Genomic DNA, 26,223 nt, shown 5'->3' with positions numbered 1-26,223 from the left:
CGAATCGCCTTAATGACGCAACTGCTCGCGCGGCGCCGTCAGCACGCGCTCGGTGAGGGCGGCATCGATGCCGCGCAGCTGCAGGAATTTGCGGGCGGCATCCAGACCGAAGGCCTGTTTCATGGCCAGCGCTTCATCAATTTTCCTGGCGGTGTCAAAGTCGGTACGGGGTGCGTGGCTGTACATGATTCCCTCCCAGAAAATTTATTTATATCATGACTGCGCGACCATGTTTGAAGAAGCTGAGCCCTGCCAGCGCGGGCCACTGGCGCACGCCCCTGCAGACGCGCGGACAGCAGATTTACTAGCAAATGATGGTTACCGAAAATTGCAACAGTGCCGGCCAATTTTTTCCTGAGAGAATGTTTTTGATGGTCGACGGCGGTCGGCGCCGGCGCGCCGCCCGTCCCATCAGGCGGCCGGCGGCGCCAGCGCGCGCAGCGCCGCCGTCTTGTGGCCGACCTCGTCGAGCGCCGTCGCCACCGCAGCGGCCAGCGCTGCGGGCGACGCCGTCGCGCCGTCGAGCATGGCGAAGCGGCGCGCCGCGCTTTGCAGACCCAGCGTGATGCAGCCGGCGTGCAGTTTTTCCACGCTGCCATGGTCCGCCACGGTGGGCGCGGCGCTCGCGCCCGCCCAGCTGTCGGCGGCGGCGCCGAGCTGCTGGCCGAAGCCGGCCAGATAGGCCAGCAGGCGCGTGCTGTCGACGCCCAGGCGCGCCATGGTGGCACGCGCCGATTCAGCGTCGGCGCCGGCGCTGGCCTGCGCCGTCAGGCCGGCCAGCTCGGCCAGCACCTGGCCCTGCTCGAACGGTTTGACCAGGTAGCCGTCAGCACCCATGCCGCTGGCCTGCGCCATGGTGGCGTGATCGTTGGCTGACGACGCCAGCACGAAACGCATGGCGGCCAGCGCCGGCACACCATTGATGCGCGCCAGCAGCTCGAGGCCGGACAGGCGCGGCATGCGCAGGTCGCAAAAACAGATTACCGGCTGCAAGCCACCATGCAGCTGGGCCCAGGCGTCCTCGCCATCTTCAGCCTCGAAAATTTCATACGAACCGCAGCTGTTGACCAGATGCATCAACACCATGCGCGAGACGACATCGTCGTCCACCACCAATACTTTCATGCGCGCTCCCTGCGTTTATTGCCGTCACTAAATATTACACCGATGGTGCACGGCGCTTGTCCCGTTAAGTGGGGAATGCCGCTGGCAAGGGCCCGCCCTGCCCCATGCCCGGCACTTGCAGCGTCCCCACTAACCGATGCAAGCGCCCGGCCTGCCGATGTGTCACTGGTAATTTTAAAATCATGCTGCCCGGCTGGTATCAAAGCGTTCCAGCAATGTTCCCAGGCGTGGCATGCCAGCCTCGATCTGCTGCCACTGCTGCTGGTCGGCCGCCACTTCCAGCTCCCCCGCCAGCAGTTGCAGGGCCTCGTCGGCGAGGTAGGCGGCGCTGCCCTTGATGCCGTGCAGCACGCGGGCGGCGCTGTCGTGATCGCGCGTGGCGATGGCGGCGGCCAGTTCGGCGCGCCGTGCCGGCAGATCGGCAGCGAACGCCGCCAGCATGCGCGCCTTCAGCGCAGCGCTGCGGCCGCCGCCATCGGCCAGCGCGCTGGCGACGGCCGGCGGCGTGGCCATGGTCGAGACACCGAACATCGCATCGAGATCGGCCAGACCGATGGCAGTGGCAGCCACCGGCGCCGCCGCTGCCATCGGCATGAGCGCAATGCCGCGCGCCAGCTGGCGTTCGATGGCGCGCGTCATGTGCTGGTGCAGCGCCGCTTCGTCGATCGGCTTGGTGAGGAAATCGTCCATGCCGGCCGCCAGGTAGCGCGCGCGGTCTTCCTCGCTGGCGTTGGCGGTGAGGGCGATGATCATCAGTTCGCGGTCCAGCACCGGCGCCTCTGGCGGCCCGCCGGCGCGGATCGCGCGGGTGGCCGATTCGCCATCGAGTTCGGGCATGCGGCCATCCATCAAAATGACGTCGTAGCGCCTGGCGGCGCAGGCGGCCAGCGCCAGCTGGCCATTGTCGGCGATGTCGACCTGGTGGCCAAGGTCTTGCAGCATCATGCGGATGATGATCTGGTTGGTGGGGAAATCCTCGGCGCACAGCACGCGCAGGCTGTGACGGTGGCGCGTGAGCGGCACCACCGGCGTTTCCACCGGGGCGACACCATCGGCCAGCGGCAGCACAAAACTAAAGCAGCTGCCCTTGCCCGGCTCACTGTCGACGCGGATGGCGCCGCCCATCAGCTCGACCAGCTGGCGGCAGATCGCCAGCCCCAGGCCGGTGCCGCCATAGCGGCGCGTGGTGGTGCTGTCGGCCTGCTCGAATTTCTGGAACAGGCGTGACTGCGCCTCGCGGCTGATGCCGATGCCGGTGTCGGCCACCGAAAACTCGATCATGTGTACGCCGGCCCGCGGCGGCGCGCCGCGTACATGGCCGACCCGCACCGAGACGCCACCGCGCTCGGTGAACTTGAAGGCGTTGCCCACCAGGTTGACCAGCACCTGGCGCAGGCGCGCCGGATCGCCCACCACGTAGCGCGGCAGGTCGGGGGCGACCATGATGTCGAAGCTGACGCTGTGGGCGGCGGCCTGCTCTTCGAACAGGGCGCCCACCGTCTCGAGGGTGGCCGACAGCGCAAAATCGATGCTCTCGACGGCCAGCTTGCCCGCTTCGATCTTGGAAAAATCGAGCAGGTCGTTGATGATCGCCAGCAGCACCTGGGCATTGGCCTGGCCGCGCACGATCTGCTCGCGGGTGCTGGCCTGCAAGCGGGCGTCGCGCAGGGCGAAGCCGAGCATGCCGATGACGCCCGCCAGCGGCGTGCGCATTTCGTGGCTCATATTGGCGAGGAACTCGGACTTTTGCCGGGTGGCGTCTTCGGCGCGCTGCTTGGCCAGCCGCAGCCGCTCATCGTTTTCCTGCAGCGCGCGGTTGGCCAGCGCCAGTTCTTCGGTGTTCAGGCGCACCTGCTGCTCCATCTGTTCGAGCTGGCGGTAAGCGCGCGCATTGTCGAGCGCCACCGCCGCATGCGCGGCCAGCGTCTGCAGCATGTCCAGGTGCACGCGGCGGTAGGCATTCCTCTCCACGCTCTGCACGCACAGCACTCCCATCACGCGGTCCTTGACCAGCATCGGCACGTACATGGTCGACAGCGTGGCGGTAATCGGACTGCCATCGATGCGACCAAGCTCGGTGAGGTGCTCGGTTTCCGGCGCGCCGAAGTAACGCGGGAATTCGAGCGTGCGGTCGTTGATGAATACTTCGCGCCGGTGCGTCAAACACCATACCGCCAGCTGGTCGGGCAGGCGCGTCGAGCGCTGGTAGCGGGGGATGCGCACGCCTTCATCGATGGCGAAGGGGAAGTCGATTTCTTCGCGCTCCGGGTGATAGATGCCGATGCCGAAGCTGCGCGCGTCCATCAGGTGGTGCACATGGCGGTAGACGGTCGCCATGATGGTTTCCATATCGAGCGTGGCGGTCATCTCGCGGCCGATCTCCGACAGGATCGAGATATTCCGGTGCGCCAGTTCGACGTTTTCCTTTTGCTGCTGCAGTTCGGCCTTTTGCCGCTCGGCGTCGAGGTGGCGCTGTTCGGCGTCGGCGCGCTGGTCTTCCGCTTCGCGGCGGCGCGTTTCGAGCTCGAGTTTCTGGCGTTCGAGCAGGCGGTTTTGCTGGCCGATTTCAGCGGTGCGCGCGCGCACCTGCGCTTCTAACAGGGCCTTCTGGCGGCGCAGCGCGCGCATGCGGAAACGGTAGGCGGCGTAGGCCAGCCCCAGCGCCAGCAAGGCGGCGATGCTGCGCATCCACCAGGTTTTCCACAGCGGCGGCAAAATAACGATCTTCAGGCTGGCGCCCTGCGGACTCCAGACGCCATCCTTGTTGGCCGCCTTGACCCGGAAGGTGTAGCTGCCCGGATCGAGATTGGTATAGGTGGCAAAGCGCTTGCTGGCATCGGTGTTGACCCAGCCCTTGTCGAAGCCCACCAGCTGATAGGCGAAGCGGTTGCGCTGCGGTGCGGCGTAGTGGAGAGCCGAAAACTCCAGCGAAAATACCGAGTCGGCAGCGGCCAGCACAATCTCGCTGGCGTGTTCGATCGGTCCGTTGAGCAGGCCCGGATGGACCTGGGCGACCGGCTTGTTAAACACCTGAAAGCCGGTGATGACGGCGCGTGGCGCCATCAGGTTGTCGCTGATGGCGCGCGGATTGAAGGCGGTGATGCCGTTAAAGCCGCCGAAGTACAGGGTACCGTCGGCGCCCTTGTAGGCAGCACTGTCGAAGTACGCCCCTTCGATGGTGCCGTCGCCGGAGCTGTAGGTGCGCCAGCGATTGGTCAGCGGCGAAAAGCGCGACAGTCCCGTGCTCGAACTGATCCACAGGTTGCCCTGCTCGTCTTCCAGCATGGCGGCGACGGCATCGTCGGCCAGGCCATCGACGGTGGTGTAGCGCCGAAAGCTGATGCTGCCGTCCGCCGCGGTGATCATCTTGTTCAGGCCGACCGCGGTGCCGATCCACAGATCGCCACGGTGGTCCTGCATCAGGTGGTGCACCTCGTCGTGGCTGATGCTGGTGCGATCGGCGGGGTTGTGGCGGAAGTGGCGGAAGCTGCCGCTGGCGCGGTCGAACAGATCGAGACCGTCGAAGGTGCCCACCCACAGGCGGCCCTGGCGGTCTTCCAGCATCGGCCGCACCACGTTGTTGGCCAGGCTGGCAGGGTCGTGCGGATCGTGGCGATAGGTCTTGATCTGGCGGCTGTTCAAATCGAAGCGGTGCAGGCCGCCGCGGGTGGCGACCCACAGCAGGTCGTCGCGCCCGACCAGCAGTGCGCGTACCAGTTCGCCGTCCGGATCACCGCCGGCGAGCTGCTGGCGCACCACGCGGCCAGTGGCCGGATCGACGCTGCTGATCGCTGAGCGCGAGCCAACCCACACCAGGCCATGGCGGTCACGCGCGACGGCGTTGATGGGGCCGGCCGCCAGGCTGGCGGGATTGGACGGATCGTGGCGCAGCAGCGTGCTGGCACCGCTGGCCGGGTCGTAGTGATTGAGGCCGTCGTTGGTGCCCAGCCACAGCTTGCCATCGGCACCGTCGGCGATGGCGCGTACCTTGTTGTCGGAAATCGAGGCGCTGCCATCGACCCTGACGATGCGGGTAAAGCCACCGCTGCCCAGGTCGACGCGCGAGACGCCGGCATACCAGGTGCCCACCCAGAAGGTGCCGACGCGGTCGCGGTAGATCGACGAGACGAAATTGTCGGCCAGGCTGTGGTTGTCGGTCGGCTGGTTGCGGTGGTTGGCAAAGCGGCGCAGCTGCGGCATCCAGCGGTACAGGCCATCGTCATGGCTGCCGGCCCAGATGGTGGTGTCGCCGTCCTGGAACAGCACCGTGATGTGGCCGCCAGTGATGGTTTCGGCCGCCCCCAGGCGGCGGCGCCCGGCCGGCCCGGCCGCCACCTTCCAGGTTTCCAGCCCCATGGTGGTGCCGATCCACAGGGTGCCGGTGGCATCCATCAGCAGGGCCGATACATTGTTGGTCTTGGCGTCGCCACTGGGCCAGGCGTGGTGCTCGAAAGCGCTGGCGCCCGGCGCCAGGCTGTCGAGACCGAGGTTGGTGCCCACCCACAGGCGGCCGCCCGCTTCCAGCGCCAGCGCGTTGACCGAGTTGGAGGCCACACTGGTGGCATCGCCGTCGTCCTTGTGCCACAGGGTGAAGCTGCCGCTGGCGATGTCGAAACGCTGCAGGCCATCGGCGGTGGCCAGCCACAGGCTGCCTTTGCCGTCGTCGGCGATGGCGTGGATGTGACGGTCGCCGTTGCCGCGGTTGCCCTGGCGCGGCGGCGCATAGTGGCTGAACTTGCCGCTATCGGGATCGAAGCGATCGAGACCGCCGTCGGTGCCGATCCAGATCTTGCCGTCGCCGTCGACGTGCAGGACGCGCACCCAGTTGTTGACCAGGCTGGTGGGATCGGTGATGTCATTGCGGTAGGTGGTGACGCGGTAGCCGTCAAAGCGCGACAGGCCGGTCTGGCTGCCAAACCACATGAAGCCGTCGCGGTCCTGCGCCACCGCCAGGATCGATTCCTGCGCCAGCCCGTGTTCCACGCTGAGCTGCTCGAAACGCAGGCTGCGCGGCGGCGCGGCGGCCGCCGGTGCGAATGCGCCGGCGAGCAGCAGTGATACCAGCAGCGCCAGCACGCCCAGCACGGACGCCCGGCGCCGGCCGGCGCGCGGCAGCGCAGGGATCAGATCAACCAGATTCAATTTCAAACGCGGCCCCCTCATGCGTCGAAAAACGCCAGCACATCGGCTTTGCGGGCGCGCGTGTCGCGCTGGCCCAGGCGGATCAGTTCGCGCGTGTAATCGGCCTCGAACAGCAGGTACGAGGCCAGCGCGGCGCCGCGCGCTTCGGTGGCGCCGATGCCTGATAACAGCACGCGCACCGGTGCCGGCAGGCTGGCGGTGTGGCGCGCGGCGATGTCGTCGAGCCGTTCGGATGGCGCAATGACCAGCAGCCGCACCGGCCGCAGCGCCCCTTGCGCGCGGGCGGCGTCCGGCATCAGCGCCAGCGTGGCGTTGATGCGGGTGAGCCGTTCGATGTCGACCGCCAGGCTGTCAAGGAAGATCGAGGACATTGCATGGCCGGCGATCTGCGCCAGCGTCGGATAGCGCGCGCGCGACAACGTCGAGCGCTTCGGTTCATGCATGCGCCCTGCCCCCACCGCCAGCACGCGGGTGGCGCCCAGGTGGATCGCCGGCGAAATCGGCGCCAGCTGGCGCATGCTGCCGTCGCCGCAGTATTCGTGGTGGCCATCGACATACAGGGGCACGGCGGGGAAAATAAACGGGATCGCCGACGACGCCAGCAAGTGCTCGACACCGATCTGGTCGCGCTGCGCGGTGCGGTGCATGCGCACCCATGGCGCCACCGGCGCCGTGCTCTGGTAGAAGGTGACGTGCTGGCCGCCGGTGTAGGACGAGGCATTGACGGCCAGCGCATGCAGGTGGCCGCTGGCCAGCGCAGCATCGAGACGGGGCAGGTCGAGCAGGCGGTGCAGCAGGCCGGCCAGCGGCGTGTTGTCGAGCAGCGACGCCGGCGGCGCCGCCCGCCACTTGCGCAGCAGCCAGCCGAACGACAAAATCGATAGCCAGCGCGCGCCCGAGCGCAGTACGCCGATGGGATCGGCACGGTAGACCTGCTCGACCTTGAAATTTTCCCAGACGTCGAGCAACTGCAAGATGCCCTCGCCAAAATTGTCGGCACGGCAAGCCAGCGCCGTGGCGTTGATGGCGCCGGCCGAGGTGCCGCAAATAATATCGAAGGGATTGCGCGCCGGCGGCCAGCCGCGCTCCCACAGCATTTGCGAGATTGCCTGCAGCACACCGACCTGGTAGGCGGCGCGGGCGCCGCCACCAGTGAGGATCAGGCCGGTCTTCTCTTGAGTTTCCATCCGACAAGAGTAGCAGCTGGCCGGGGGTGCGGCTAGTGAAATGTTGCCAAGTGTAGCATCCTGGTCGCCCGCTCCCCGCTCAGCACTGACTGCCTCAGTCGCCCTTGGCGACGCCTTCGCGGCGCGGATCGGCGCCACCGAACCAGACATCCTGGCCATGGATCGAGATGCGCTCGATGCCGTGCAGGCCAGAATTTTGCTCGGTCAGCTTGACCACATGGCCTTTGGCCTTGAGGGCCGCGATGGTCGCTGGCGGAAAGCGGCGCTCTTCGAGTTCGGTGGGGCCGTTGCGGCTGCCGAAATTCGGTAAGGCGATCGCTTGCTGGACGTTAAGGTTCCAGTCGAGGGTGCCGACCAGCACCTTGGCGACATAGTTGATGATGGCCGGGCCGCCGGGCGAACCGGTCACCAGCATCAGCTTGCTGGTGGCCTTGTCGAACACGATGGTGGGCGACATGGCGCTGCGCGGGCGCTTGCCGGGCTGCACGCGGTTGGCGATGGGGCCGTCCTTGTCACTCGACTCGAACGAGAAATCGGTCAGCTGGTTGTTGAGGATAAAGCCGTCGACCATCTGGCGCGAGCCGAACAGGTCTTCCACCGTGGTCGTCATCGACAGGCCGCGGCCGGCGCCGTCGACCACCACCAGGTGCGAGGTGGACGGGTTGTCGATGGCGGTGTCCGTGCCCCACGCCACTTCCATGCCAGGCGGATTGCCGGCCGGCGCCGTGCCCATCGACATCTCGCCGATCAGTTTGGCGCGCGCGGCCAGATAGCGTTTATCGATCAGACCGGGCACGCCGCGTCCTGGCAGCGGCACAAAATCGGTGTCGGCGGCGTAACGGTTGCGGTCGGCATAAGCGAGCCGGCCCGCTTCGGCAAACAGGTGCACCGCTTCGGCGCCGGGCGCGTCGCCCGGTGTGGGGGCCAGCGCCGCCATGTCACGCGTTTCGAGCATGCCCAGCATTTGCGCCACGGCGATGCCGCCCGACGACGGCGGCGGCATGCCGCACACGGTCCAGGCGCGGTAGTCGCTGCACACGGGCGTGCGCACTTTCGGCTGGTAACCGGCGATGTCACCGGCGGTCAGTTTGCCGGGATTGGTCGGATGGGCGGCCACCTTGGCGGCGATATCGCGGGCGATGTGCCCCTTGTAGAAGGCATCGGCGCCGCCGTCGGCAATTTCGCGCAAGGTGCGCGCCAGTGCCGGGTTCTTCAGCAGGTAGCCGATCGGCCGCGGCTGCATGTCGGCATCATAAAAATAGGCGGCGGCCAGCGGGTCCTTGCGGATGTGCTGGTCGAACATCAGCAAGCCATTGAGGCGCTGGCTGACCTTGAAACCGTTTTCGGACAGCGCAATGGCGGGGCCGAACAGGGTTTTCCACGCCAGCTTGCCGTGCTGCTTGTGCGCCAGTTCGAGCATGCGCAAGACGCCCGGGGCACCCACCGAGCGGCCGCCGACCACGCCGGCGGTGCGCGACAGCGCGCTGCCGTCGGCGTTCTGAAACAGGTGCTCGTCAGCGCTGGCGGGCGCTGTTTCGCGGCCGTCGAAGGCTTGTACCTGCTTGCCATCGAAGTACATCAAAAAGGCGCCGCCGCCGATGCCCGAGGACTGCGGCTCGACCAGGGTCAGCACCAGCTGGGTGGCAATGGCGGCGTCGATGGCGCTGCCGCCCTTCCTGAGCATCTGGTAGCCAGCCTCGACCGCGAGCGGATTGGCGGCCGCCACCATGTATTTCTTCGCCGCCCAGCCAGCCTTGTCCTGGTAGGCGGTGGCAACTTCCGGCGCCTCCTGGGTCGTAGCGACCTGGGCCATTGCGGGAAAGTGGGCGCAGGCGCCCATGAGCGCGGCCGCGAGGGCCAGCGTGCGTAACTTGATCATTGATACTCCGGCAGCAGGGTGAAGGGGGGGGCCCTATCGTACCTGAATATTTGATCAATTGTTGCGTCGCATCAGACGATGGACACGAATGGCCGTCCAACGGCGGCGCCCTTACTTCGGCTGCATGCGGATGGCACCATCGAGGCGGATGGTTTCGCCGTTGAGCATGGTATTTTCAATGATGGTCTTTGCCAGATGCGCGTACTCGTCGGGGCGACCGAGACGGGACGGGAACGGCACCATCTTGCCGAGGGCGTCGCGCACTTCTTCGGGCATGCCCATCAGCATGGGGGTCTCGAAAATGCCGGGGGCGATGGTCATCACCCGCACGCCGCTGCGGGCCAGGTCGCGCGCCATCGGCAGGGTCAGTCCGACCACGGCGGCCTTCGAGGCGCCATACGCAGCCTGGCCGATCTGGCCGTCATACGCTGCCACCGAAGCGGTGTTGATGATGACGCCGCGCTCGCCCGAATCGAGCGCTGCCGTCTTGCCCATGGCATCGGCAGCCAGGCGCGCCATATTGAACGTGCCGACCAGGTTGATGTTGACGGTGCGCTGGAACACCTCGAGCGGATGGGGGCCATCCTTGCCGACCGTCTTGACGGCGGGGGCGACACCGGCGCAGTTGATCAAGCCACGCAAGGTGCCCAGCGCGGTAGCGGCCGCGACCGCTGCCATGCCGTCGGCTTCGAGCGTGACGTCGCACTTGACGAACTGGCCCTTCAACTCGGCAGCCAGGGCAGTGCAGGCGTCGACCTGGACGTCGGCCAGCACGACGATGCCGCCGGCGGCGGCGAGCATGCGCGCAGTGGCGGCGCCGAGGCCGGAAGCGCCACCGGTGACGATGAAGACATTGTCTTGAATATGCATGGGTTCTCCTGAAATTTTGTAGGGACGACGGGTGATCGCTGTCGTTTCACGTTTACGTTTACGTCAACGTCAACTACGGCGATTGTAGCGAGTTTTTGTTGGCCGTAAGTAAACGATCAGCCCCCACATTAAAAACATTGCACGCCGACGAGACCGCGCGTGCACAGCTGGCCCTGTGGCGTGACAGCGGCGTTGCCCACCCCGGTGCCGAGACGCTGGCCACTCGCGTCGACGCAGCCAGCACCGTTGCAGGTGGCGGGGACCGACCCTTGCTGCCGCACCGGCGCTGGCACTGCAGGCCGGCCGGGACTGGCGATGGCTGGGGTTGCACTGCTGCCGAGAATGCGCGGCGTGGGCGTGAGCTGCTGGGTGACGGCGCGCCGCGCTGGCGCCCTGGCGCCGGCAGCAGGCGCTGTGCGGGCCGCTGCCACGTTCGCAGGCACTGCGGGGACGCGCTCAGGCTGCGGCGCCAGCGGCGTCGCCGGCGCCAGCGTCGGCCCCCACGAAGGCGGCGGCGCGGTCTGCGCCAGCGCTGGCAGCTGCGTGGTCAATACCAGCAGCGCGGGCAAGGCCTTCAACAATAAAGAACAGATGGGCATAACATTCCTTCGACGGTTTCTCTCAGCCTAGCACCGCGGGCGTTTTAACAGCGCACAAGGGGCGATGCGTACGGTAAGATCAAGCCACAATGAAGGAGACCATGATGCAAGGCTTACCGAAGGCGACTGGGCAAACGCCAGCGCAACAATACGCTGCCAAACGAATGCAGGCCGACGACGCCCTCGACCTGCTGCGCGACGCCGACATGATCATCGTGCCCACCGGCGCCGGCGAGCCGCCGGCCTTGCTGACGGCACTGTCGGCGCAGCGCCAGCGCTTTCAGGACATCCAGGTGGCGCAAATTCTGGCCATGCGCAAGTTCGGCTACTTCGATCAGGCCACGTCACACCATGTGCGCCACGCCGCCCTGTTTTTCGGCGGCGCCTCGCGCGCCGGCGGCCAGGGCGGCTGGTGCGATTTCATTCCCAATTATTTTTCCGAAATACCCGTCATGATCGAACGGGGCCAGATGCCGGCCGATGTGGTCTTTGCCATGGCTTCATCGATGAACGAGCAGGGCTGGTTTTCACTGAGCCTGGGCACCGATTACACCATGGCGGCGCTGGCCAAAGCGCGCGTGGTGGTGCTGGAAGTCAATCCCAACGTCCCCTTTGCGCACGGTGCCTGCCACGTCCACATCTCGCGCATCGATGGCCTGGTCGAGAGCAGCGAAGCGGTCATCGAAGTGGGCTTGCCGACCATCGGCCCGGTACAGGAAGCCATCGGCAAGTACGTGGCCGACATGATCGATGATGGCTCGACCCTGCAGATCGGTTACGGCGGCATTCCCGACGCCGTCGTCATGCAGCTGACCGACAAGCATGACCTTGGCATCCATACCGAAATGCTGGGCGATGGCATTCTCTCGCTGGTCGAATGCGGCGCCATCACCAACCGCAAAAAAACCCTGCTGCCGGGGCGCATGGTGGCCACGTTCGCGCTCGGTTCACGCAAGCTGTACCAGTTCATGCACCACAATCCCATGGTCGAAATGCACCCGTCGAATTTCACCAATGACCCGTATAACGCCGGCCTGAACGACAACCTCATTTCGATCAATGCCAGCCTGCAGGTCGATTTGTTGGGTCAGTGCGGCTCGGAGAGCATCGCCCACCTGCCCTATTCCGGTACTGGCGGCCAGGTCGATTTCGTCCGCGCAGCGAACCGTTCACGGGGCGGCAAATCGTTTATCGTGCTGCCGTCGACGGCCAGGGATGGCAGCATTTCGCGCATCGTCGCCACCATTGCGCCCGGCACCCACGTTACCACCAGCAAGAACGACGTCAATTACGTGGTCACCGAATATGGCGTGGCCCAGCTGCGCGGCAAATCGGCGCGCCAGCGGGCGCAGGCGCTGATCGCAATTGCCCATCCGGATTTTCGGGCTGAATTGCGGGCGGCGGCCAACCGCATGTGCGTCTTTTGAGGTCGCCGCCGGCGTGATTCGAGGTGATTCGGCGTGATTCGGCGCACAGCGGCGTAGACTGGCGGACACGCACCCGCTACCAGGAGACGCCATGCCACACAGCCCCTTCCTCCAGCACGACGACCACATCCGCGGCAATCCCCAGGCCGCCATCGCCATCGTGCTGTATGCCGATTACCAGTGTTCCGCCTGCCGCAGCGCCCACCTGGCGCTGGGCGACCTGCACCAGCGCCTGGGTCGCCAGCTGTGCACGGTGGCGCGGCACTTTCCGCAAACTGACCGCCATCCGTACGCCGAACTGGCAGCCGAGAGCGCCGAAGCGGCTGGCGTGCAGGGCAATTTCTGGGGCATGCACGATGCCCTGTTCGCCGTGCAGCACAGTTTTGAACCGGCCCTGCTGCCAGCGCTGGCCACGCGCCTGGGCCTCGATGCCGATCTGCTGATGGAAGACGTGACGCAGCGGGCGTTTCGCGCCCGCGTCGAAAACAGCGCCAGTGGCGGCACCCGGCTGGGGGTGGTCAGTGCGCCGACGCTGTTCATCAATGGCGTGCTGTACGAAGGCGAGATCGATGAGGGGGCGATCGTCGATGCGCTGATGCGGTTTGTGGCGTGAGCGGGGGATCGCCATGGGCACTGGCAGCGCCGGTGCCTGTCCCCATGTGCCGCTGACCGAACGCCTATTTTAAAGGCAGCGGCTCAGCCGTCTCGCTAGCTGCCATCGGTTTGCTTAGCAGCGGATCGAGCGGCGGCGCAGCGGCCGGCATCGGCACGGTCACAGGCAGCGGCGCCGACACTGCAATCCACCCCTTCAACGGCAACAGCGGCACCAGCAACAGCGCCACGATATTAATAATTTTAATTAAGGGATTGACGGCCGGCCCCGCCGTGTCCTTGTACGGATCGCCCACCGTATCACCCGTCACCGCCGCCTTGTGCGCCTCCGAGCCCTTGCCGCCGAAGTGACCATCTTCGATGTATTTTTTGGCGTTATCCCAGGCGCCGCCGCCGGTGGTCATGGAAATGGCGACGAACAGGCCGGTCACGATGGTGCCCATCAACAAGCCGCCCAGCGCCGTCGGCCCCAGCAGCATGCCCACCACCACCGGCACCAGCACCGGCAGCAGCGAAGGGACGATCATTTCGCGGATTGCCGACGCGGTCAGCATGTCAACCGCCTTGTCATACTCGGGCTTGGCGGTGCCTTCCATGATGCCCTTGATGTCGCGGAACTGGCGGCGCACTTCCACCACCACGGCGCCGGCCGCACGCCCCACCGCTTCCATCGCCATGGCGCCGAACAGATACGGGATCAGGCCGCCGATGAACAGGCCGACGATGACCATCGGGTCGGACAAATCGAAGCGCACGTGCTTGCCCACCGCATCGAGCGCGTGGGTGTAATCGGCGAACAGCACCAGTGCCGCCAGCCCGGCCGAGCCGATCGCATAGCCCTTGGTGACGGCCTTGGTGGTGTTGCCAACGGCGTCGAGCGGATCGGTGATCGCCCGCACCGACTCATCCATGTGCGACATTTCCGCAATGCCGCCGGCGTTGTCGGTGATGGGGCCGTAGGCGTCGAGGGCGACGATGATGCCGGCCATCGACAGCATTGCCGTGGCGGCTATCGCAATACCGTACAGTTGGCCCATCTGGTAAGACGCGAGAATTGCCGCGCACACCGCCAGCACCGGGTAGGCGGTCGACTTCATCGAAACCCCCAGGCCGGCGATGATATTGGTGCCGTGGCCGGTGGTCGAGGCTTCGGCAATATGGCGCACGGGGGCAAAATCGGTGCCCGTGTAGTACTCGGTGATGTACACCATCAAGCCGGTAAGGACGATGCCGACCACCGCGCAGCCCAGCATGGGCAGGCGCATGTCCGCTCCCCACACGTGCCAGGTGACCAGCGCAAAGCCGGCCAGCGACAGGCTGGCCGCCCACCACAGCCCGGTGTACAGGGCTGCCATGATTTTTTTGCCGGGCTTGGCCTTGACCAGCGAGCAGCCGACGATCGATGCCAGAATCGACACCGCGCCCAGCAGCAGTGGATAGTAGATGGCGACGGTGCCAGCGCCCGTGATTAATAGCGCCCCCAGTAACATGGTGGCGATCAGGGTGACGACATAGGTTTCGAACAGGTCGGCAGCCATGCCGGCGCAGTCGCCCACATTGTCCCCCACGTTGTCGGCGATGACGGCAGGATTGCGCGGATCATCTTCGGGAATGCCGGCCTCGACCTTGCCAACCAGGTCGGCGCCCACATCGGCGCCCTTGGTAAAAATGCCGCCGCCCAGGCGGGCGAAGATGGAAATAAGGGAAGCGCCGAAGGCCAGCCCGATCAGCGGTTCAATGATGTCGTGGCTACTCATGTTGCTGCCGGCCGCCAGCACCGTCAGCATCCAGTAAAACAGCGTCACCCCCAGCAAGCCCAGGCCCACCACCAGCATGCCGGTGATGGCGCCGCCCCGAAAGGCGACGTTGAGGGCGTCATTCATGCCGCGCGTGGCGGCCTGGGCGGTTCGCACATTGGCGCGCACCGACACCCCCATGCCGATAAAGCCGCAGGCGCCCGACAGCACCGCCCCCAGCAAAAAGCCGAACGCGGTCTGCCACTTGAGCAGCAGGAAGATGGCGATGAACAGCACGGCGCCGACGATGGCGATGGTGCGGTACTGGCGCGCCAGATAGGCAGCGGCACCGACTTCAATGGCGGTGGCGATTTCCTGCATGCGCGCGTTACCGGCGTCCTGTCGCAAGATCCAGCTACGCGACCACAAGCCATACACCACGGCAATGACGCCGCACACGAGCGCAAAAATGAGTGAATACACTGCCATGTCGTCCCCTTGTTTTATCTGCTTTTATGACAACCTGCTACAACAACACACATCGAACGGCTGCACCGAACACGATGCGACCAACCTCACTGCGTACTGCAAAGCTTGTATCTAAATAAAAACGGTAAAAGCGGTAAAAGCGGGGACGCTCGGCACGTCGCAAACGCCGGCATCAGCGGACCGGCAGGCCCGCCGTGCGAGCAACGACTGTTAGTCTTGCAAGGCAGCGAAGGCGGCGTCACGCACCGCTTCGACGGCGCCGGTACCGGAAATTTTGCGGTACTTGGGCGCGCCGGCCAGGCCCGACTGCGACCACTTGTTGTAGTAGCCGAGCAGCACTTCGGTCTGCGCATGGTAGACCGCGAGGCGCTTCATGACGGTATCGGCCTTGTCGTCGTCGCGCTGGATCAGCGCTTCGCCGGTAATGTCGTCGAGCCGGTCCACCTTCGGCGGGTTGAACTTGGTGTGGTACACGCGGCCCGAGCCAGGGTGCGACCAGCGCCCGCTCATGCGCTCAACGATGGAATCGTCAGGCACATCGATTTCCAGCACGTAGTCGACATTGATGCCGGCATCTTTCATGGCATCGGCCTGGGCGATAGTGCGCGGAAAGCCGTCGAACAGATAGCCATTGGCACAGTCGCCGTCCTGCAGGCGGTCCTTGACCAGGCCGATCATGATGTCGTCCGACACCAGACCGCCCGCATCCATGACCTTTTTCGCCGCCATGCCCATCTCGGTGCCAGCCTTGATGGCCGCACGCAGCATGTCGCCGGTGGAAATCTGGGGAATGTTAAATTTTTCCTTGATGTAGTTAGCCTGGGTACCCTTGCCGGCACCGGGTGCTCCTAACAGAATGAGACGCATGAAAATTCCTAAAACAGATGTGAATAATTTTTATAATGGCAGCAATCGCACCCGGAAAACGAGGCGCGATTGATGCATATCTGACTACCTCTGGTACGAAACTTACCACAAAAGCGCACGCCAGCGCGAATATGAATCCGGGCCGCTTTCGATTTCGTCCAGTGCGCGGTGGCGACGCTCGCACAACACGCTAAATGATTGTAACTAGCGGAAAGGACCGATAAAATCCATCAACGCTTCAGGCATACAGCGCTTGCACGCGTGCCAGATCTTCCGGCGTATCGACGCCGGCGGCAGGCGCGTGCGCGGTCACATGGACCGCGATGGGGAAGCCATGCCACAGCACGCGCAACTGTTCCAATGCTTCGACAGCTTCCAGCGGCGCTGGTTCCAGACCGGGATACTGTTGCAGGAAGGCATTGCTGTAGGCGTACAGACCGATGTGGCGCAGCGCTGCGTAGCCCGCCGGCAGCGCCTGGCGCGAGGCAGCGAAGCCGTCGCGGTGCCAGGGAACCGGTGCGCGCGAAAAATACAGCGCGCGGCCGGCGCGATCGAGCGCCACCTTGACCACATTCGGGTTGAAGATCTCGTCCATGCTGGTCAATGGGTGGGCGCAGGTGGCCATCGGCACGCCGGCGCCAATCAGCCCGGCGCAGGCAGCCAGCAGGGCCGGTTCGATCAGCGGTTCATCGCCCTGCAGGTTGACGACGACGGCATCGTCGGCCAGCGCCAGCGCGCGCGCCACCTCGGCAATGCGGTCGGTACCGGACGGATGGTCGGCGCGCGTCATTGCCACCTCGATCCCATGGGCAGCGCAGGCGGCGGCAATGTCGGCGTGGTCGGTAGCGACGACGATGCGGCTGGCGCCGGACAGCGCGGCGCGCTCGGCGACCCGCACCACCATCGGTTTACCACCGAGGTCGGCCAGCGGCTTGTTGGGCAGGCGGGTCGACGCCAGCCGCGCCGGAATGATGACGCTGAACTTCACGGCAGACTTCACAATAGACTTCACGCTGGCGTCAGACCAGCTCGACCTTGCGCGCCTCATCGGTCCACATGATGGGAATGCCATCGCGGATCGGGTACGCCAGGCGGTCCGGCTTGCAAATCAATTCTTGCGCCTTCTTGTCATGTTCGAGCGGGCCCTTGCACAAAGGGCAGACCAGGATATCAAGCAGTCGAGCATCCACGACATTTCTCCACAATTTGTTCGGCCAGCGCGGCATCGAGCTGCGCCGTCACTGGTACGACCCACAGTCTCGGGTCGCGTTTGAGATTTTCAATTTGCCCACATTTTACTGCATCCTTCTCGGTGATCAGGATGATGTCGGCGTCCAGGGCGGCAAACGGGTCGTCGAGGAAATCGTGGTGGTCCGGCAAGGGCAGTTCGACGCAGGCCAGACCGGCCGCCCGCACGGTGGCAAAAAAGCGCTGCGGGTTGCCAATGCCGGCGGCAGCGACCAGGCGCTGGCCCCGCAAGGCTGCCAGCGGCTGCCGCTTGCTGCGGTCAGTCAATTGCTCGGCGTGGGTGCCGGCCAGCACCATGGCAAACGCGCCGGCCATGCCCGCACTGTCGACCGCGGCGCCATTGACGACCGTAAAATCGCGGCGCCGTGACAGCGGTTCGCGCAGGGGGCCGGCCGGCAACAGCCAGCCATTGCCAGCGCCACGGCCATCGAACAGCACGATCTCGACATCGCGTTGCAGGGCGTAATGCTGCAAGCCGTCGTCGCTGATGATGACGTTCACTTGCGGTGACTGGGCCAGCAGGGCGCGGGCGGCGGCCGGGCGGTCGCGCCCCACCATCACCGGGCAGCCGCTACGGCGCGCCATCAGCAGCGGCTCGTCGCCGACCTCGGCGGCCAGCGACGCCGCCGTCACCGGCCGCGGTGCGCTGGCGGCGCTGCCGTGACCACGCGAAATAATTCCCGGGACATAACCGGCGTCACGCAGGGCGGCGGCCAGCCAGATGGTCAAAGGGGTCTTGCCGGTGCCGCCAATAAAAATATTGCCGACAACGATGACGGGGACCGCCAGCCGTTCCGAGGCCAGCAGGCCGCGCCGGTACAGCAGCCGGCGCGCGGCGCCCAGCACCGCGAACAGCAGCGACAGCGGCCACAGCGCGCAGGCCAGCGGCCCGCGCCGCAGCCAGGCGCGGCTCAGTGTGTTGACAAGGGAAGGTGGCGCCGGCATGCGGACGCGGGCGAACAGCACCGCCCGCGCTTTATTTTTTGGCGCCGGTCTGCGCCGCGAAGGTCAGCTTGTCATAGCCTGCCACACGCGCCGCTTCGAGGACGTTGATGACCATCTGGTGCATGGCGAACTGGTCGGCATTGACGATCACCACCGGCGACGGCGCTGCTGCGCCGGCGCCCTGCCCCGCTTGCGCGGCAGCCTTCATGTCTTCGGCCAGGCCGGCCACCGAATTGAACGCCACCGCCTTGTTATTGACAGTGTAATTGCCCTTGGCATCGACAGTGACGTTGATCTCGAACGGCCGGTCGAGCGCTTTTTCGGCGTCCGCCGTCGGCAAGGTGATTTGCAACTCGGTGAACTTGCTGTAGGTGGTTGTCACCATCAGGAAAATCAGCACCACCAGCAAGACGTCGATGAAGGGGATCAGATTGATCTCCGGATCCTCACGCTTGCGGCCGCGTCTGAAGTCCATCATTTGCGCGCCCCGTGGACGACGTCGACGAATTTGACCGCCTGGCCTTCCATGTCAATGATGAACGAGTCGACCAGCGCGCGGAAGTGGCGGTAAAACACCAGCGCCGGCATGGCGATGGCCAGACCGAAGCCGGTGTTGTAGAGCGCCACCGAGATGCCGTGGGCCAGCTGGGCGGGATTGGTGCCGCTGGCGTTTTGCGCGCCAAAGATCTCGATCATGCCAACCACCGTGCCAAACAGGCCCATCAGCGGCGCCAGCGAAGCGATGGTGCCCAGCGTGGTCAAAAAGCGTTCGAGTACGTGGGCCACACCGCGGCCGGCCTCTTCGATCGATTCTTTCATGACGTCGCGCGGCGCATCGATATTGCGCAGCGCGGCGGCGAGCACGGCGCCGAGCGGCGAATTGCCCTCGAGCTTGTCGATGATGTCGTTGCTGACCTGGCCCTTCTGGTACACGCGAATGACTTCAGAGAGCAGTTGTTTCGGCAGGATCTTGCTACGCCGAAGATAGATCAGGCGCTCGATGATCAGCGCCAGGGCGACGATGGAGGCAATCAGCAACAGCCAGATTGGCCAGCCGGCAGCTTGGAGGATGGCAAGCAAATGAAACTCCCAAAGGTGGTGAACGCGACACTGGTCGAATGCGGCAATGTAACGTGTTGCTAGCCGCTCGGCAAGAGCAGTTCACCACAGCTTCTGTGGATAAGAATGTGTGCAAGCAGGCGCTGCACGATCCAGGCTATTGATTCTTAAAGGAAAACCCGACTTGCACAAAAACAAGGCAAGTCAGCTTTTCTGTAGTAATTCGACGAATTTTCCATACAAATGGTGGCCGCTGGCCCCGCCCTCCCGCAGCGCTGCGGTGAAACCGCGCTGCTGAGCGATATTATTCCGTTTTTCAGCGGCGCCCGCTTCTGCACACTTTATGTGGATAAGATTGTGTGCAAGCATCGGATCGGCGAGTCAAGACCTTGATTCAAAAGGAAAATTTAACAATGCAACAAATCAAGGCAGGGTCCGTCAAAAAAGCCCGCCAGACTTCTCCAGCAGCCGGGCGATTATTCTGCACATGTTTTGTGGATAAGATTGTGCGCAAGGGCAGCGTTGCCCACCAAGTGCGTTGATTCTTAAGGAAAAATTTACCCTGCATAAAAAGCAGGCAACTGCCCCCGAATCGCTCGTTGGCGCCCTGATCCGGCCGAAAACCGGTGTGCACGCGCTTGTGGCATGCTGTCGGAGGGACAGCGCCACCAGCGCCGCGCGGTTCTGCACACCAAATGTGGATAACAATGTGCGCAAGCACGGGGACGGCAGGACAAACCATTGATTTCATTAAGGAATGTCAATGGCGCTTAAATTATAGGCAGTACCGGCTTGGATTTCGCTTGCTTGTTTGCGCACAGTTTATGTGGATAACTTTGTGAGCAACTCGCCGGACTTTCCAGCAAGTACTTGATCTGTAACGCTTTCCGGTCGTTGACACAAAAAGAAGCAGTAGCAATTTTCTTTAATAATCAAGCACTTGAATTAAAAACTTGAAGTGTCGGCGATTTTGTGACATAAGCATGACCGCCCGTTTCCTCTGTGGACAGTATTTTCAATTATGCAAACCAGTTTCGATTCCCTGCCCCCCTCCGAGTTGTCCAGCGCCCCGGTGCTCACCGTCACCGCCCTCAACCAGCAAGTGGCGCGCCTGCTCGAGCGCAGTTTCCCCCTGACCTGGATCGGTGGCGAAATTTCCAATTTCACCAAGGCCAGTTCCGGCCACTGGTATTTCACCCTCAAGGATGATGGCGCCCAGGTGCGCGCGGTGATGTTCCGTGGCCGCGCCCAGTACGCCGGCTTGATGCCGCGCGAAGGCGACAAGGTCGAAGTGCGCGCGCTGGTCACCCTGTACGGCGCGCGCGGCGATTACCAGATCAATGTCGAGGCGATCCGCCGCGCCGGCGTCGGCGCCCTGTTCGAAGCCTTCCTGCGCCTCAAAGAGCGGCTCGGTGCGCAGGGCTGGTTCGACCCCGAGCGCAAGCGGCCGCTGCCCCTGTTCACGCGCAGCGTCGGCATCGTCACCAGCCTGCAGGCTGCGGCGCTGCGCGATATCCTGGCGGCCCTGCGGCGGCGCGCACCGCACGTGGCCATCGTGCTCTATCCGGCACCGGTGCAGGGCCAGGGCGCCGCCGACAAGATTGCCGCGGCGATCGCCAGCGCCTCGCGCCGCGCTGAAGTCGATGTGCTGCTGCTGTGCCGCGGCGGCGGCTCGATCGAGGACTTGTGGAGTTTTAACGAGGAAATCGTTGCCCGCGCCATCGTCAGCTGCAGCATGCCGGTAATTGCCGGCATCGGCCACGAGACCGATTTCACCATCGCCGACTTTAGCGCCGATGTGCGCGCCGCCACCCCCACCGCCGCTGCCGAACTGGCGGTGACGCCGCGCGCCGACTGGCTCAATTCGCTCTCGGCCGATGTTACCGACCTGCGCCGCGCCATGCGCCGCAGCCTGGCTGACAGCAACCAGTCGCTCGACAACCTGTCGCGCCGCCTGCAAAGTCCGTCGGCGCGCATCGGCGGCCAGCACCTGCAATTGAAGGCGCTGTCGACGGCGCTGACCCACGCGGCGCGGGCGCCGCTGGGCCAGCAGCGTTATGTGCTGGAGCAACTGCGCGCGCGCTGGCGCGGCCAGCGCCCCGACGTCCGTGCGCGCCGCCAGGAAATCGCTTCGCAGCAGCGCCATTTTGGTGCCGCCCTCGGCAGCCAGCTACGCGCGCGCGGCCATGCGCTGGCAGCGCTGGCGGCCCAGCTCGAGCTGCTCAATCCCCAGCGCACGCTCGAGCGCGGCTATGCCATCGTCAGCGACAGCGCCGGCTGCGTGCTGCGCAGCACGCAGGCAATCAAGCCGCACGATGTGCTGACGGTGCGGCTGGCCGAGGGCACGGCCGATATCGGCGTGGCGGCGGTGCAGGCGCACCTGGGCGCTGCGTGAGCGCAGCGTCAAATAAGCAGCTTCGCCGCATCCGTTTTACAATGACGGTTGTTTGAGAATTAGCAACGCAGAGCCGTATCGTTTTTTCACCCCAACATCAAAACAAGGACAAGCCATGGAACATACCCTGCCACCACTGCCGTACCCGATGGACGCCCTGGCGCCAACCATTTCGAAAGAGACCCTCGAGTATCACTACGGCAAGCACCACGCGACCTATGTGACCAACTTGAACAATCTGATCAAGGGCACCGAGTTCGAGAACCTGTCGCTGGAAGAGATCATCAAAAAATCTTCCGGTGGTGTGTTCAATAACGCCGCCCAGGTGTGGAACCACACCTTTTACTGGAACGGCCTGAAGCCACAAGGCGGCGGCGCACCAAACGGCAAGGTGGCTGACGCCATCACTGCCAAATGGGGCTCGTTCGACAAGTTCAAGGAAGAGTTCAACAAATCGGCACTGGGCAATTTCGGTTCCGGCTGGACCTGGCTGGTGCAAAAGGGCGACGCCCTCGAGATCGTCAACACCTCGAACGCCGGCACCCCGCTGACCACCGATGCCACCCCCCTGCTCACCTGCGACGTCTGGGAACACGCTTACTACATCGACTACCGCAACGCCCGCGCCAAGTACGTCGAAGCGTTCTGGACGCTGGTGAACTGGGACCAGGTCAGCGCCAACGCAGCTTAAATAAAAGAAACATTCATTGTTTTTTAAAAAATCCGCTCCGGCGGATTTTTTTACGCTTGCTACTTTTGGTAATATCTTATGAGTAACTAAAAAGTTCTATGTCGACCTGCCTTGGTCTACAATGTCGCTCGGGGAGAATTGCCATGTTTCGAATACTGCTGGTGGAAGATGATGTCAGGCTGGCCGAACTGGTCACGGAGTACCTGAGCGACTATGAGTTCAGTATTCACACCGTCAGCCGCGGCGACCAGGCACTGGCCGCGTTTGCCGACATCGCCCCGCATGCGGTGGTGCTCGACCTGATGTTGCCTGGTACCGATGGCATGGTGCTGTGCCGCCAGATGCGCGACATCAGCCAGGTCCCGATCCTGATCCTCACTGCCCGCGAAGAAAGCAATGAGGAAGTCTGTGGCCTCGAACAGGGTGCCGACGATTTCCTCAACAAGCCGGTGCAGCCGCGCGTGCTGCTGGCGCGCCTGCGCGCGCTGGTGCGGCGCGCCAACGTGCAAACGGCGGAAAATTATCCCCTGGTATTTGGTAACCTGACGATTGCCCGCGCCGAGCGCAGCGTCACCTGGCGCGGCCAACCCTGCGTGCTGAGCAATACCGAATACAAGCTGCTGCTGGTGCTGGCCGGCGCCGCCGGCCACGTACTCTCGCGCGACGCCCTGTTGAAAAAACTGCGCGGCATCGAGTTCGATGGCCTCGACCGCAGCATCGACAACTCGATTTCCAAGTTGCGCCGCCGCTTCGATGACGCGACGTCGGAGAAGATCAAGACAGTGTGGGGCGAAGGGTATCTGTTCTCGCCGTCGGCGTGGGCTTGACCGCGGCTGCAATGGCTTGTTTCACCATGTTGTATTTTCCATATGTTTGTCAGATAACAAAAAATAAGAAAATGTAATACACTGCGATCAAGGCGAGAAAGTCGTGGTCAGAGCGCCATCGGGCAGCCGCCACGCAATATCCCTCGTGATTGTCTATGAATCCATCTTCCAAGCCTGCACCCTGCCTGGCCGGCGGCGGCCAGTGCGGCGCCATCCTGCGCGGCATCGACTGGTCAGCATCAGAGCTGGGGCCGGTAGCGCAATGGCCGCAGCCCCTGTGCACGGTGGTGGCACTGATGCTCCACTCCAAATTCCCCATGTTCGTGGCCTGGGGCACGGCGCTGACCCTGCTCTACAATGACGCCTATGCCGACATCCTCGGCAACAAGCACCCGGCGGCTGCCGGCAGCAGTTTTGCCGACACCTGGCGCGAGATCTGGACCGATGTCGAACCGATCGTGGCGCAGGCGCTGGCCGGCAAGGCGACTTTTCACCGCGATGCCCATTTCAGGGTGCAACGCAATGGCAGGCAGGAAGACGCCTGGTTTGTGTTCTCCTATTCGCCGGTGTGGGGCGAGCACGGGTGCATCGAGGGGATGTTTTGCGCGGTGGCCGAAACCACCGAACAGGTGCTGCTGAACCGCCATAAACTGGCCGAAAACGCCCACCTGCAACAGTTGTTTGAACAGCTGCAGCTGGCCCAGCACGAGCTGCAGGCAGCCAATGCCCGCAAGGACGAGTTCCTGGCCATGCTGGCGCATGAATTGCGCAATCCGCTGGCGCCCATTTCGTCGGCCGCCGAGCTGCTCGCGCGCGCGCCCGGCAATGCGCCCATCGTCGCCAAAGCCAGCGCCGTCATTGCGCGTCAGGTCACCCACATGAAGGAGTTGCTCGACGACCTGCTCGATGTCTCGCGCGTCACCCGTGGCCTGGTCACGCTGCGCAAGGAAGCGGTCGATTTACAGGCCATCGTGCGCGACGCCGTCGACCAGGCCAGTGTGCACATGCAAACGAGAGGGCAGCAACTGCAACTCGATTTGCCTGCGCAACCACTCACGCTTCTCGCCGACCGCACGCGGCTGATCCAGATTTTCGCCAACCTGCTCAACAACGCATCGAAATTTACCGCTGAGCATGGCAGCATCAGCCTGACACTGCGGCTGCAAGCGCACATGGCCACCGTCGAGATCGCCGACAGCGGGGTCGGCATCTCGGCTGAACTGTTACCGTATGTATTCGATTTATTCACCCAGGGCGAGCGCTCGTCGGACCGCGTCCAGGGCGGCCTGGGGCTGGGGCTGTCGCTGGTGAAAACCCTGGTGGAGCTGCATGGTGGCACGGTCGCCGCGCACAGCCCTGGACTGGGGCTGGGCAGTACTTTTACCGTGCAGCTTCCGCTGGCACCGCCGATGCAGCCGATGGCGCCGGTACCGTAGGCGCCGCCGCCCCTTCGAACAGCGGCACGATCGCCAGCGGCGCCTCCTGCGTACTGACCTGCACCCGCCCCGCATAGGCGCCAAAGCGCAGGTTGGCGACCCTGAATGCGTCGCTGGCGTCGTCGCCGAAGATGGCGCCCTCCTGCACTTTCAGCTCAGTCGTCTCGGCCGGTTGCCCGCGCTTGACGGTCAGGGTCGGCAGCGGCCCCGTCTTGCTAAAGCCAAAACGCACCCCCGCGCAACTGCGGCTGGCGTAGGTGGCATCGAGGTATCTGGCGTAACCGAGCGCCTGCTCGCAGGCGGCGCGCAATTCGGCCATGTCGTAGATGCCATCGGCGCGCACCACCAGGCTGACGCGCGCACGCATTTTAAAGGGGCCCAGCTTGCGGCTGAGGATCAGGGCGGCGTTGTCGTCGTACGCCGCCTTGAGCAAGGGAAAGACGGTGCGGCCGGTGGCGTCGAGTACCAGGTTGAGCTGGCTGTTCGGCCCGTTCAACACCAGCCGCAGGGGCTCGCCCGGCGCCATCTTTTCGGCCAGCACCACCTGGACCTGGTGTTGCAGCAGGGATTTCGGCTTGCCGTATTTTTCGAATACCACCATGGCGCGGTAGGCGTCGCGGTAACTGATCCAGTCGCTATCGGCGCCGGCTGCGTGGCACAGCAGCGGGGCCAGCGTGCCGAGCGCCAGCACAGCCTGATTGAGAAGAAGGCGCATGGTTAGAAACGGTAGCCGAGCGCCGTCGACAAGCCCACCCCGACGGGCTGCACGGCCAGCGGACTGCGGCCGGCGGCGCCAACCAGGCCGCTGGCGTCGACCCCGCTGGTGAGCAGCCAGGCCGGCGACAGTGCCCAGTTCCAGCGCGCGCCGAAGCGTAACTGGCGCACGCCGCCGCCGCTCTGGTAGGGGGCATAGCCGCTGCGCGCCGCCTGCCGCGCGCTCACACCCGAATAGGCCTGGTTGTAGGCGCGGTTGGCAAAATCGACACCGACATTGAGCGTCAAGGTCGTGTGGCGGCCAAGCTCGATGCCGATGCGCTGCAGGCCCAGCCGCCATTGCACACCATCTTGGGCGGCAGCAGCGCCAGCGAGCACGCTGTTGGTCAGGCGCCAGTCGGGCGTCAGGTAGTAATTGAAAAAGCCGCCGGCCAGCAACCGCGCCGGGATGTCATCCATGCCGACCAGGGCGCGCGGCGCGGAGGTCAGATGGCGGACGTCGCCCACGGCAACCGGCGCGCCGCCGGCAGCGCCCAGGCTGGCGCCGTCGCCATCGGCGCGGCGCGGCGGCTGCCAGGCCAGCAAGGGACCAAACTCGAGAAGTGGGCACTGACTGACATGCCAGCCCAGCATGGCGCCCGACACAAACACGCCATTGCTCCATGCCATTTGCAACGCTGGCACGGCGCTGATCTTGCTGGCGTCGGCGCCCGCATAGCGCGGCGCCGCCGATGCTCCGAGGCCGATGTAGATATCGCCGCTACCGTCAGGCATGCGGGTCGCTGCCGGGGTTTGGCTGGCGGCGCAGGCCACGGCGGGCAGCCAGGCGAGGGAAGGAAACAAAAACCGGTTCATTGCGGGTGATCGAAAGTTGGTTCGCCGCTATTGTATGGTGGCAAAGCCGGGACGACCAATTCATGCTTATTGAGACGCACAATTGACCCGCAAAAAATTGTGCTGTCCTGGACATAGGCG

At 64.5% G+C, this 26,223-nt stretch carries 22 protein-coding genes; 6 read left to right on the top strand and 16 right to left on the bottom strand.

The genetic code is table 11. The annotated features are described in order from the left end of the window. Window positions 1-9: 9 nt before the first annotated feature. The 7 genes from ACP7BZ_RS05780 to ACP7BZ_RS05750 all read right to left on the bottom strand — a co-directional run bounded on the left by ACP7BZ_RS05780 (window position 10) and on the right by ACP7BZ_RS05750 (window position 10,802). Complete coding sequence (locus ACP7BZ_RS05780) at window positions 10-186, bottom strand: hypothetical protein (protein WP_426110964.1); 177 nt, start codon at window positions 184-186, stop codon at window positions 10-12. Window positions 187-411: 225 nt separating this feature from the next. Beyond that, window positions 412-1,125: a response regulator gene (locus tag ACP7BZ_RS05775; protein WP_426110962.1), complete on the bottom strand. Its 714-nt coding sequence runs from the start codon at window positions 1,123-1,125 to the stop codon at window positions 412-414. A gap of 180 nt (window positions 1,126-1,305) precedes the next feature. Beyond that, window positions 1,306-6,273, bottom strand: a complete 4,968-nt coding sequence (locus ACP7BZ_RS05770) for a two-component regulator propeller domain-containing protein (RefSeq protein WP_426110960.1) — start codon at window positions 6,271-6,273, stop codon at window positions 1,306-1,308. Window positions 6,274-6,284: 11 nt separating this feature from the next. Then, complete coding sequence (locus ACP7BZ_RS05765; RefSeq protein WP_426110958.1) at window positions 6,285-7,454, bottom strand: patatin-like phospholipase family protein; 1,170 nt, start codon at window positions 7,452-7,454, stop codon at window positions 6,285-6,287. A gap of 94 nt (window positions 7,455-7,548) precedes the next feature. Next, window positions 7,549-9,333, bottom strand: a complete 1,785-nt coding sequence (gene ggt / locus ACP7BZ_RS05760; protein ID WP_426110956.1) for a gamma-glutamyltransferase — start codon at window positions 9,331-9,333, stop codon at window positions 7,549-7,551. A 111-nt stretch (window positions 9,334-9,444) separates the two neighbouring features. After that, window positions 9,445-10,203, bottom strand: coding sequence for an SDR family NAD(P)-dependent oxidoreductase (locus ACP7BZ_RS05755; protein WP_426110954.1), 759 nt, complete (start codon window positions 10,201-10,203; stop codon window positions 9,445-9,447). A 128-nt stretch (window positions 10,204-10,331) separates the two neighbouring features. After that, window positions 10,332-10,802 carry a hypothetical protein gene (locus ACP7BZ_RS05750; protein WP_426110952.1) on the bottom strand — a complete coding sequence of 157 codons (471 nt, stop codon included), beginning with the start codon at window positions 10,800-10,802 and terminating at the stop codon, window positions 10,332-10,334. Between the two features lie 104 nt (window positions 10,803-10,906). Between ACP7BZ_RS05750 and ACP7BZ_RS05745 the strand changes: the two genes are divergently transcribed. Both ACP7BZ_RS05745 and ACP7BZ_RS05740 read left to right on the top strand, forming a co-directional pair. Next, the gene (locus ACP7BZ_RS05745) at window positions 10,907-12,229 is read left to right on the top strand and encodes an acetyl-CoA hydrolase/transferase family protein (RefSeq protein ID WP_426110950.1); all 1,323 of its coding nucleotides are present in this window, start codon (window positions 10,907-10,909) and stop codon (window positions 12,227-12,229) included. Window positions 12,230-12,320: 91 nt separating this feature from the next. Continuing rightward, window positions 12,321-12,842: a DsbA family protein gene (locus ACP7BZ_RS05740; RefSeq protein WP_426110948.1), complete on the top strand. Its 522-nt coding sequence runs from the start codon at window positions 12,321-12,323 to the stop codon at window positions 12,840-12,842. A gap of 64 nt (window positions 12,843-12,906) precedes the next feature. Here the strand turns inward: ACP7BZ_RS05740 and ACP7BZ_RS05735 are convergent, their stop codons facing one another. The 7 genes from ACP7BZ_RS05735 to ACP7BZ_RS05705 form a co-directional block, all read right to left on the bottom strand. Then, window positions 12,907-15,066: a sodium-translocating pyrophosphatase gene (locus tag ACP7BZ_RS05735; RefSeq protein WP_426110946.1), complete on the bottom strand. Its 2,160-nt coding sequence runs from the start codon at window positions 15,064-15,066 to the stop codon at window positions 12,907-12,909. A 210-nt stretch (window positions 15,067-15,276) separates the two neighbouring features. Next, window positions 15,277-15,933, bottom strand: a complete 657-nt coding sequence (adk, locus tag ACP7BZ_RS05730) for an adenylate kinase (RefSeq protein WP_426110944.1) — start codon at window positions 15,931-15,933, stop codon at window positions 15,277-15,279. Window positions 15,934-16,171: 238 nt separating this feature from the next. Beyond that, complete coding sequence (kdsB, locus tag ACP7BZ_RS05725; RefSeq protein ID WP_426110942.1) at window positions 16,172-16,921, bottom strand: 3-deoxy-manno-octulosonate cytidylyltransferase; 750 nt, start codon at window positions 16,919-16,921, stop codon at window positions 16,172-16,174. A gap of 31 nt (window positions 16,922-16,952) precedes the next feature. Continuing rightward, the gene (locus ACP7BZ_RS05720) at window positions 16,953-17,123 is read right to left on the bottom strand and encodes a Trm112 family protein (protein ID WP_426110940.1); all 171 of its coding nucleotides are present in this window, start codon (window positions 17,121-17,123) and stop codon (window positions 16,953-16,955) included. Beyond that, window positions 17,104-18,126 carry a tetraacyldisaccharide 4'-kinase gene (gene lpxK, locus ACP7BZ_RS05715; RefSeq protein WP_426111672.1) on the bottom strand — a complete coding sequence of 341 codons (1,023 nt, stop codon included), beginning with the start codon at window positions 18,124-18,126 and terminating at the stop codon, window positions 17,104-17,106. The genes ACP7BZ_RS05720 and lpxK overlap by 20 nt, the downstream gene beginning before the upstream one ends. A gap of 31 nt (window positions 18,127-18,157) precedes the next feature. Then, window positions 18,158-18,601, bottom strand: coding sequence for an ExbD/TolR family protein (locus ACP7BZ_RS05710; RefSeq protein ID WP_426111670.1), 444 nt, complete (start codon window positions 18,599-18,601; stop codon window positions 18,158-18,160). Beyond that, a complete protein-coding gene (locus ACP7BZ_RS05705; RefSeq protein WP_426110938.1) occupies window positions 18,601-19,206 on the bottom strand; it encodes a MotA/TolQ/ExbB proton channel family protein in 606 nt (201 codons plus the stop codon). The genes ACP7BZ_RS05710 and ACP7BZ_RS05705 overlap by 1 nt, the downstream gene beginning before the upstream one ends. Window positions 19,207-20,206: 1,000 nt before the next feature. Between ACP7BZ_RS05705 and xseA the strand changes: the two genes are divergently transcribed. From xseA to ACP7BZ_RS05685, 4 genes are all read left to right on the top strand, one after another. Beyond that, window positions 20,207-21,580, top strand: a complete 1,374-nt coding sequence (xseA, locus tag ACP7BZ_RS05700) for an exodeoxyribonuclease VII large subunit (RefSeq protein WP_426110936.1) — start codon at window positions 20,207-20,209, stop codon at window positions 21,578-21,580. A gap of 115 nt (window positions 21,581-21,695) precedes the next feature. Continuing rightward, a complete protein-coding gene (locus ACP7BZ_RS05695) occupies window positions 21,696-22,271 on the top strand; it encodes a superoxide dismutase (RefSeq protein WP_426110934.1) in 576 nt (191 codons plus the stop codon). 143 nt (window positions 22,272-22,414) lie between these two features. Beyond that, window positions 22,415-23,098, top strand: coding sequence for a response regulator (locus ACP7BZ_RS05690; RefSeq protein WP_426110932.1), 684 nt, complete (start codon window positions 22,415-22,417; stop codon window positions 23,096-23,098). 155 nt (window positions 23,099-23,253) lie between these two features. Then, on the top strand, window positions 23,254-24,534 hold the full coding sequence (locus tag ACP7BZ_RS05685; RefSeq protein ID WP_426110930.1) for an ATP-binding protein: 1,281 nt from the start codon (window positions 23,254-23,256) through the stop codon (window positions 24,532-24,534). On the opposite strand, the gene ACP7BZ_RS05680 is transcribed toward ACP7BZ_RS05685, so the two are convergent. Both ACP7BZ_RS05680 and ACP7BZ_RS05675 read right to left on the bottom strand, forming a co-directional pair. Then, the gene (locus ACP7BZ_RS05680; RefSeq protein ID WP_426110928.1) at window positions 24,479-25,249 is read right to left on the bottom strand and encodes a hypothetical protein; all 771 of its coding nucleotides are present in this window, start codon (window positions 25,247-25,249) and stop codon (window positions 24,479-24,481) included. The two genes, ACP7BZ_RS05685 and ACP7BZ_RS05680, sit on opposite strands and share 56 nt — an antisense overlap. A gap of 2 nt (window positions 25,250-25,251) precedes the next feature. Further along, window positions 25,252-26,091 (bottom strand): MipA/OmpV family protein, encoded by an 840-nt coding sequence (locus ACP7BZ_RS05675; RefSeq protein ID WP_426110926.1) that lies wholly within the window; start codon window positions 26,089-26,091, stop codon window positions 25,252-25,254. Window positions 26,092-26,223 lie beyond the last annotated feature (132 nt).

It is taken from the genome of Massilia sp. PWRC2 (genome assembly GCF_049896725.1).
In the GTDB taxonomy this organism is placed as follows: Bacteria; Pseudomonadota; Gammaproteobacteria; order Burkholderiales; family Burkholderiaceae_D; genus JAFCUW01.
Note: the sequence above shows the minus strand (reverse complement) of the source record. Positions and strands in the feature narration are given on the sequence as shown.

Bases quoted from the DNA above. Each gene is read 5' to 3' on its own strand.
- ACP7BZ_RS05780 (WP_426110964.1), bottom strand. From the start codon at position 186: ATGTACAGCCACGCACCCCGTACCGACTTTGACACCGCCAGGAAAATT.
- ACP7BZ_RS05775 (WP_426110962.1), bottom strand. From the start codon at position 1,125: ATGAAAGTATTGGTGGTGGACGACGATGTCGTCTCGCGCATGGTGTTG.
- ACP7BZ_RS05765 (WP_426110958.1), bottom strand. From the start codon at position 7,454: ATGGAAACTCAAGAGAAGACCGGCCTGATCCTCACTGGTGGCGGCGCC.
- ggt (WP_426110956.1), bottom strand. From the start codon at position 9,333: ATGATCAAGTTACGCACGCTGGCCCTCGCGGCCGCGCTCATGGGCGCC.
- ACP7BZ_RS05755 (WP_426110954.1), bottom strand. From the start codon at position 10,203: ATGCATATTCAAGACAATGTCTTCATCGTCACCGGTGGCGCTTCCGGC.
- ACP7BZ_RS05750 (WP_426110952.1), bottom strand. From the start codon at position 10,802: ATGCCCATCTGTTCTTTATTGTTGAAGGCCTTGCCCGCGCTGCTGGTA.
- ACP7BZ_RS05745 (WP_426110950.1), top strand. From the start codon at position 10,907: ATGCAAGGCTTACCGAAGGCGACTGGGCAAACGCCAGCGCAACAATAC.
- ACP7BZ_RS05740 (WP_426110948.1), top strand. From the start codon at position 12,321: ATGCCACACAGCCCCTTCCTCCAGCACGACGACCACATCCGCGGCAAT.
- ACP7BZ_RS05735 (WP_426110946.1), bottom strand. From the start codon at position 15,066: ATGGCAGTGTATTCACTCATTTTTGCGCTCGTGTGCGGCGTCATTGCC.
- adk (WP_426110944.1), bottom strand. From the start codon at position 15,933: ATGCGTCTCATTCTGTTAGGAGCACCCGGTGCCGGCAAGGGTACCCAG.
- lpxK (WP_426111672.1), bottom strand. From the start codon at position 18,126: ATGCCGGCGCCACCTTCCCTTGTCAACACACTGAGCCGCGCCTGGCTG.
- ACP7BZ_RS05710 (WP_426111670.1), bottom strand. From the start codon at position 18,601: ATGGACTTCAGACGCGGCCGCAAGCGTGAGGATCCGGAGATCAATCTG.
- xseA (WP_426110936.1), top strand. From the start codon at position 20,207: ATGCAAACCAGTTTCGATTCCCTGCCCCCCTCCGAGTTGTCCAGCGCC.
- ACP7BZ_RS05695 (WP_426110934.1), top strand. From the start codon at position 21,696: ATGGAACATACCCTGCCACCACTGCCGTACCCGATGGACGCCCTGGCG.
- ACP7BZ_RS05690 (WP_426110932.1), top strand. From the start codon at position 22,415: ATGTTTCGAATACTGCTGGTGGAAGATGATGTCAGGCTGGCCGAACTG.
- ACP7BZ_RS05685 (WP_426110930.1), top strand. From the start codon at position 23,254: ATGAATCCATCTTCCAAGCCTGCACCCTGCCTGGCCGGCGGCGGCCAG.
- ACP7BZ_RS05680 (WP_426110928.1), bottom strand. From the start codon at position 25,249: ATGCGCCTTCTTCTCAATCAGGCTGTGCTGGCGCTCGGCACGCTGGCC.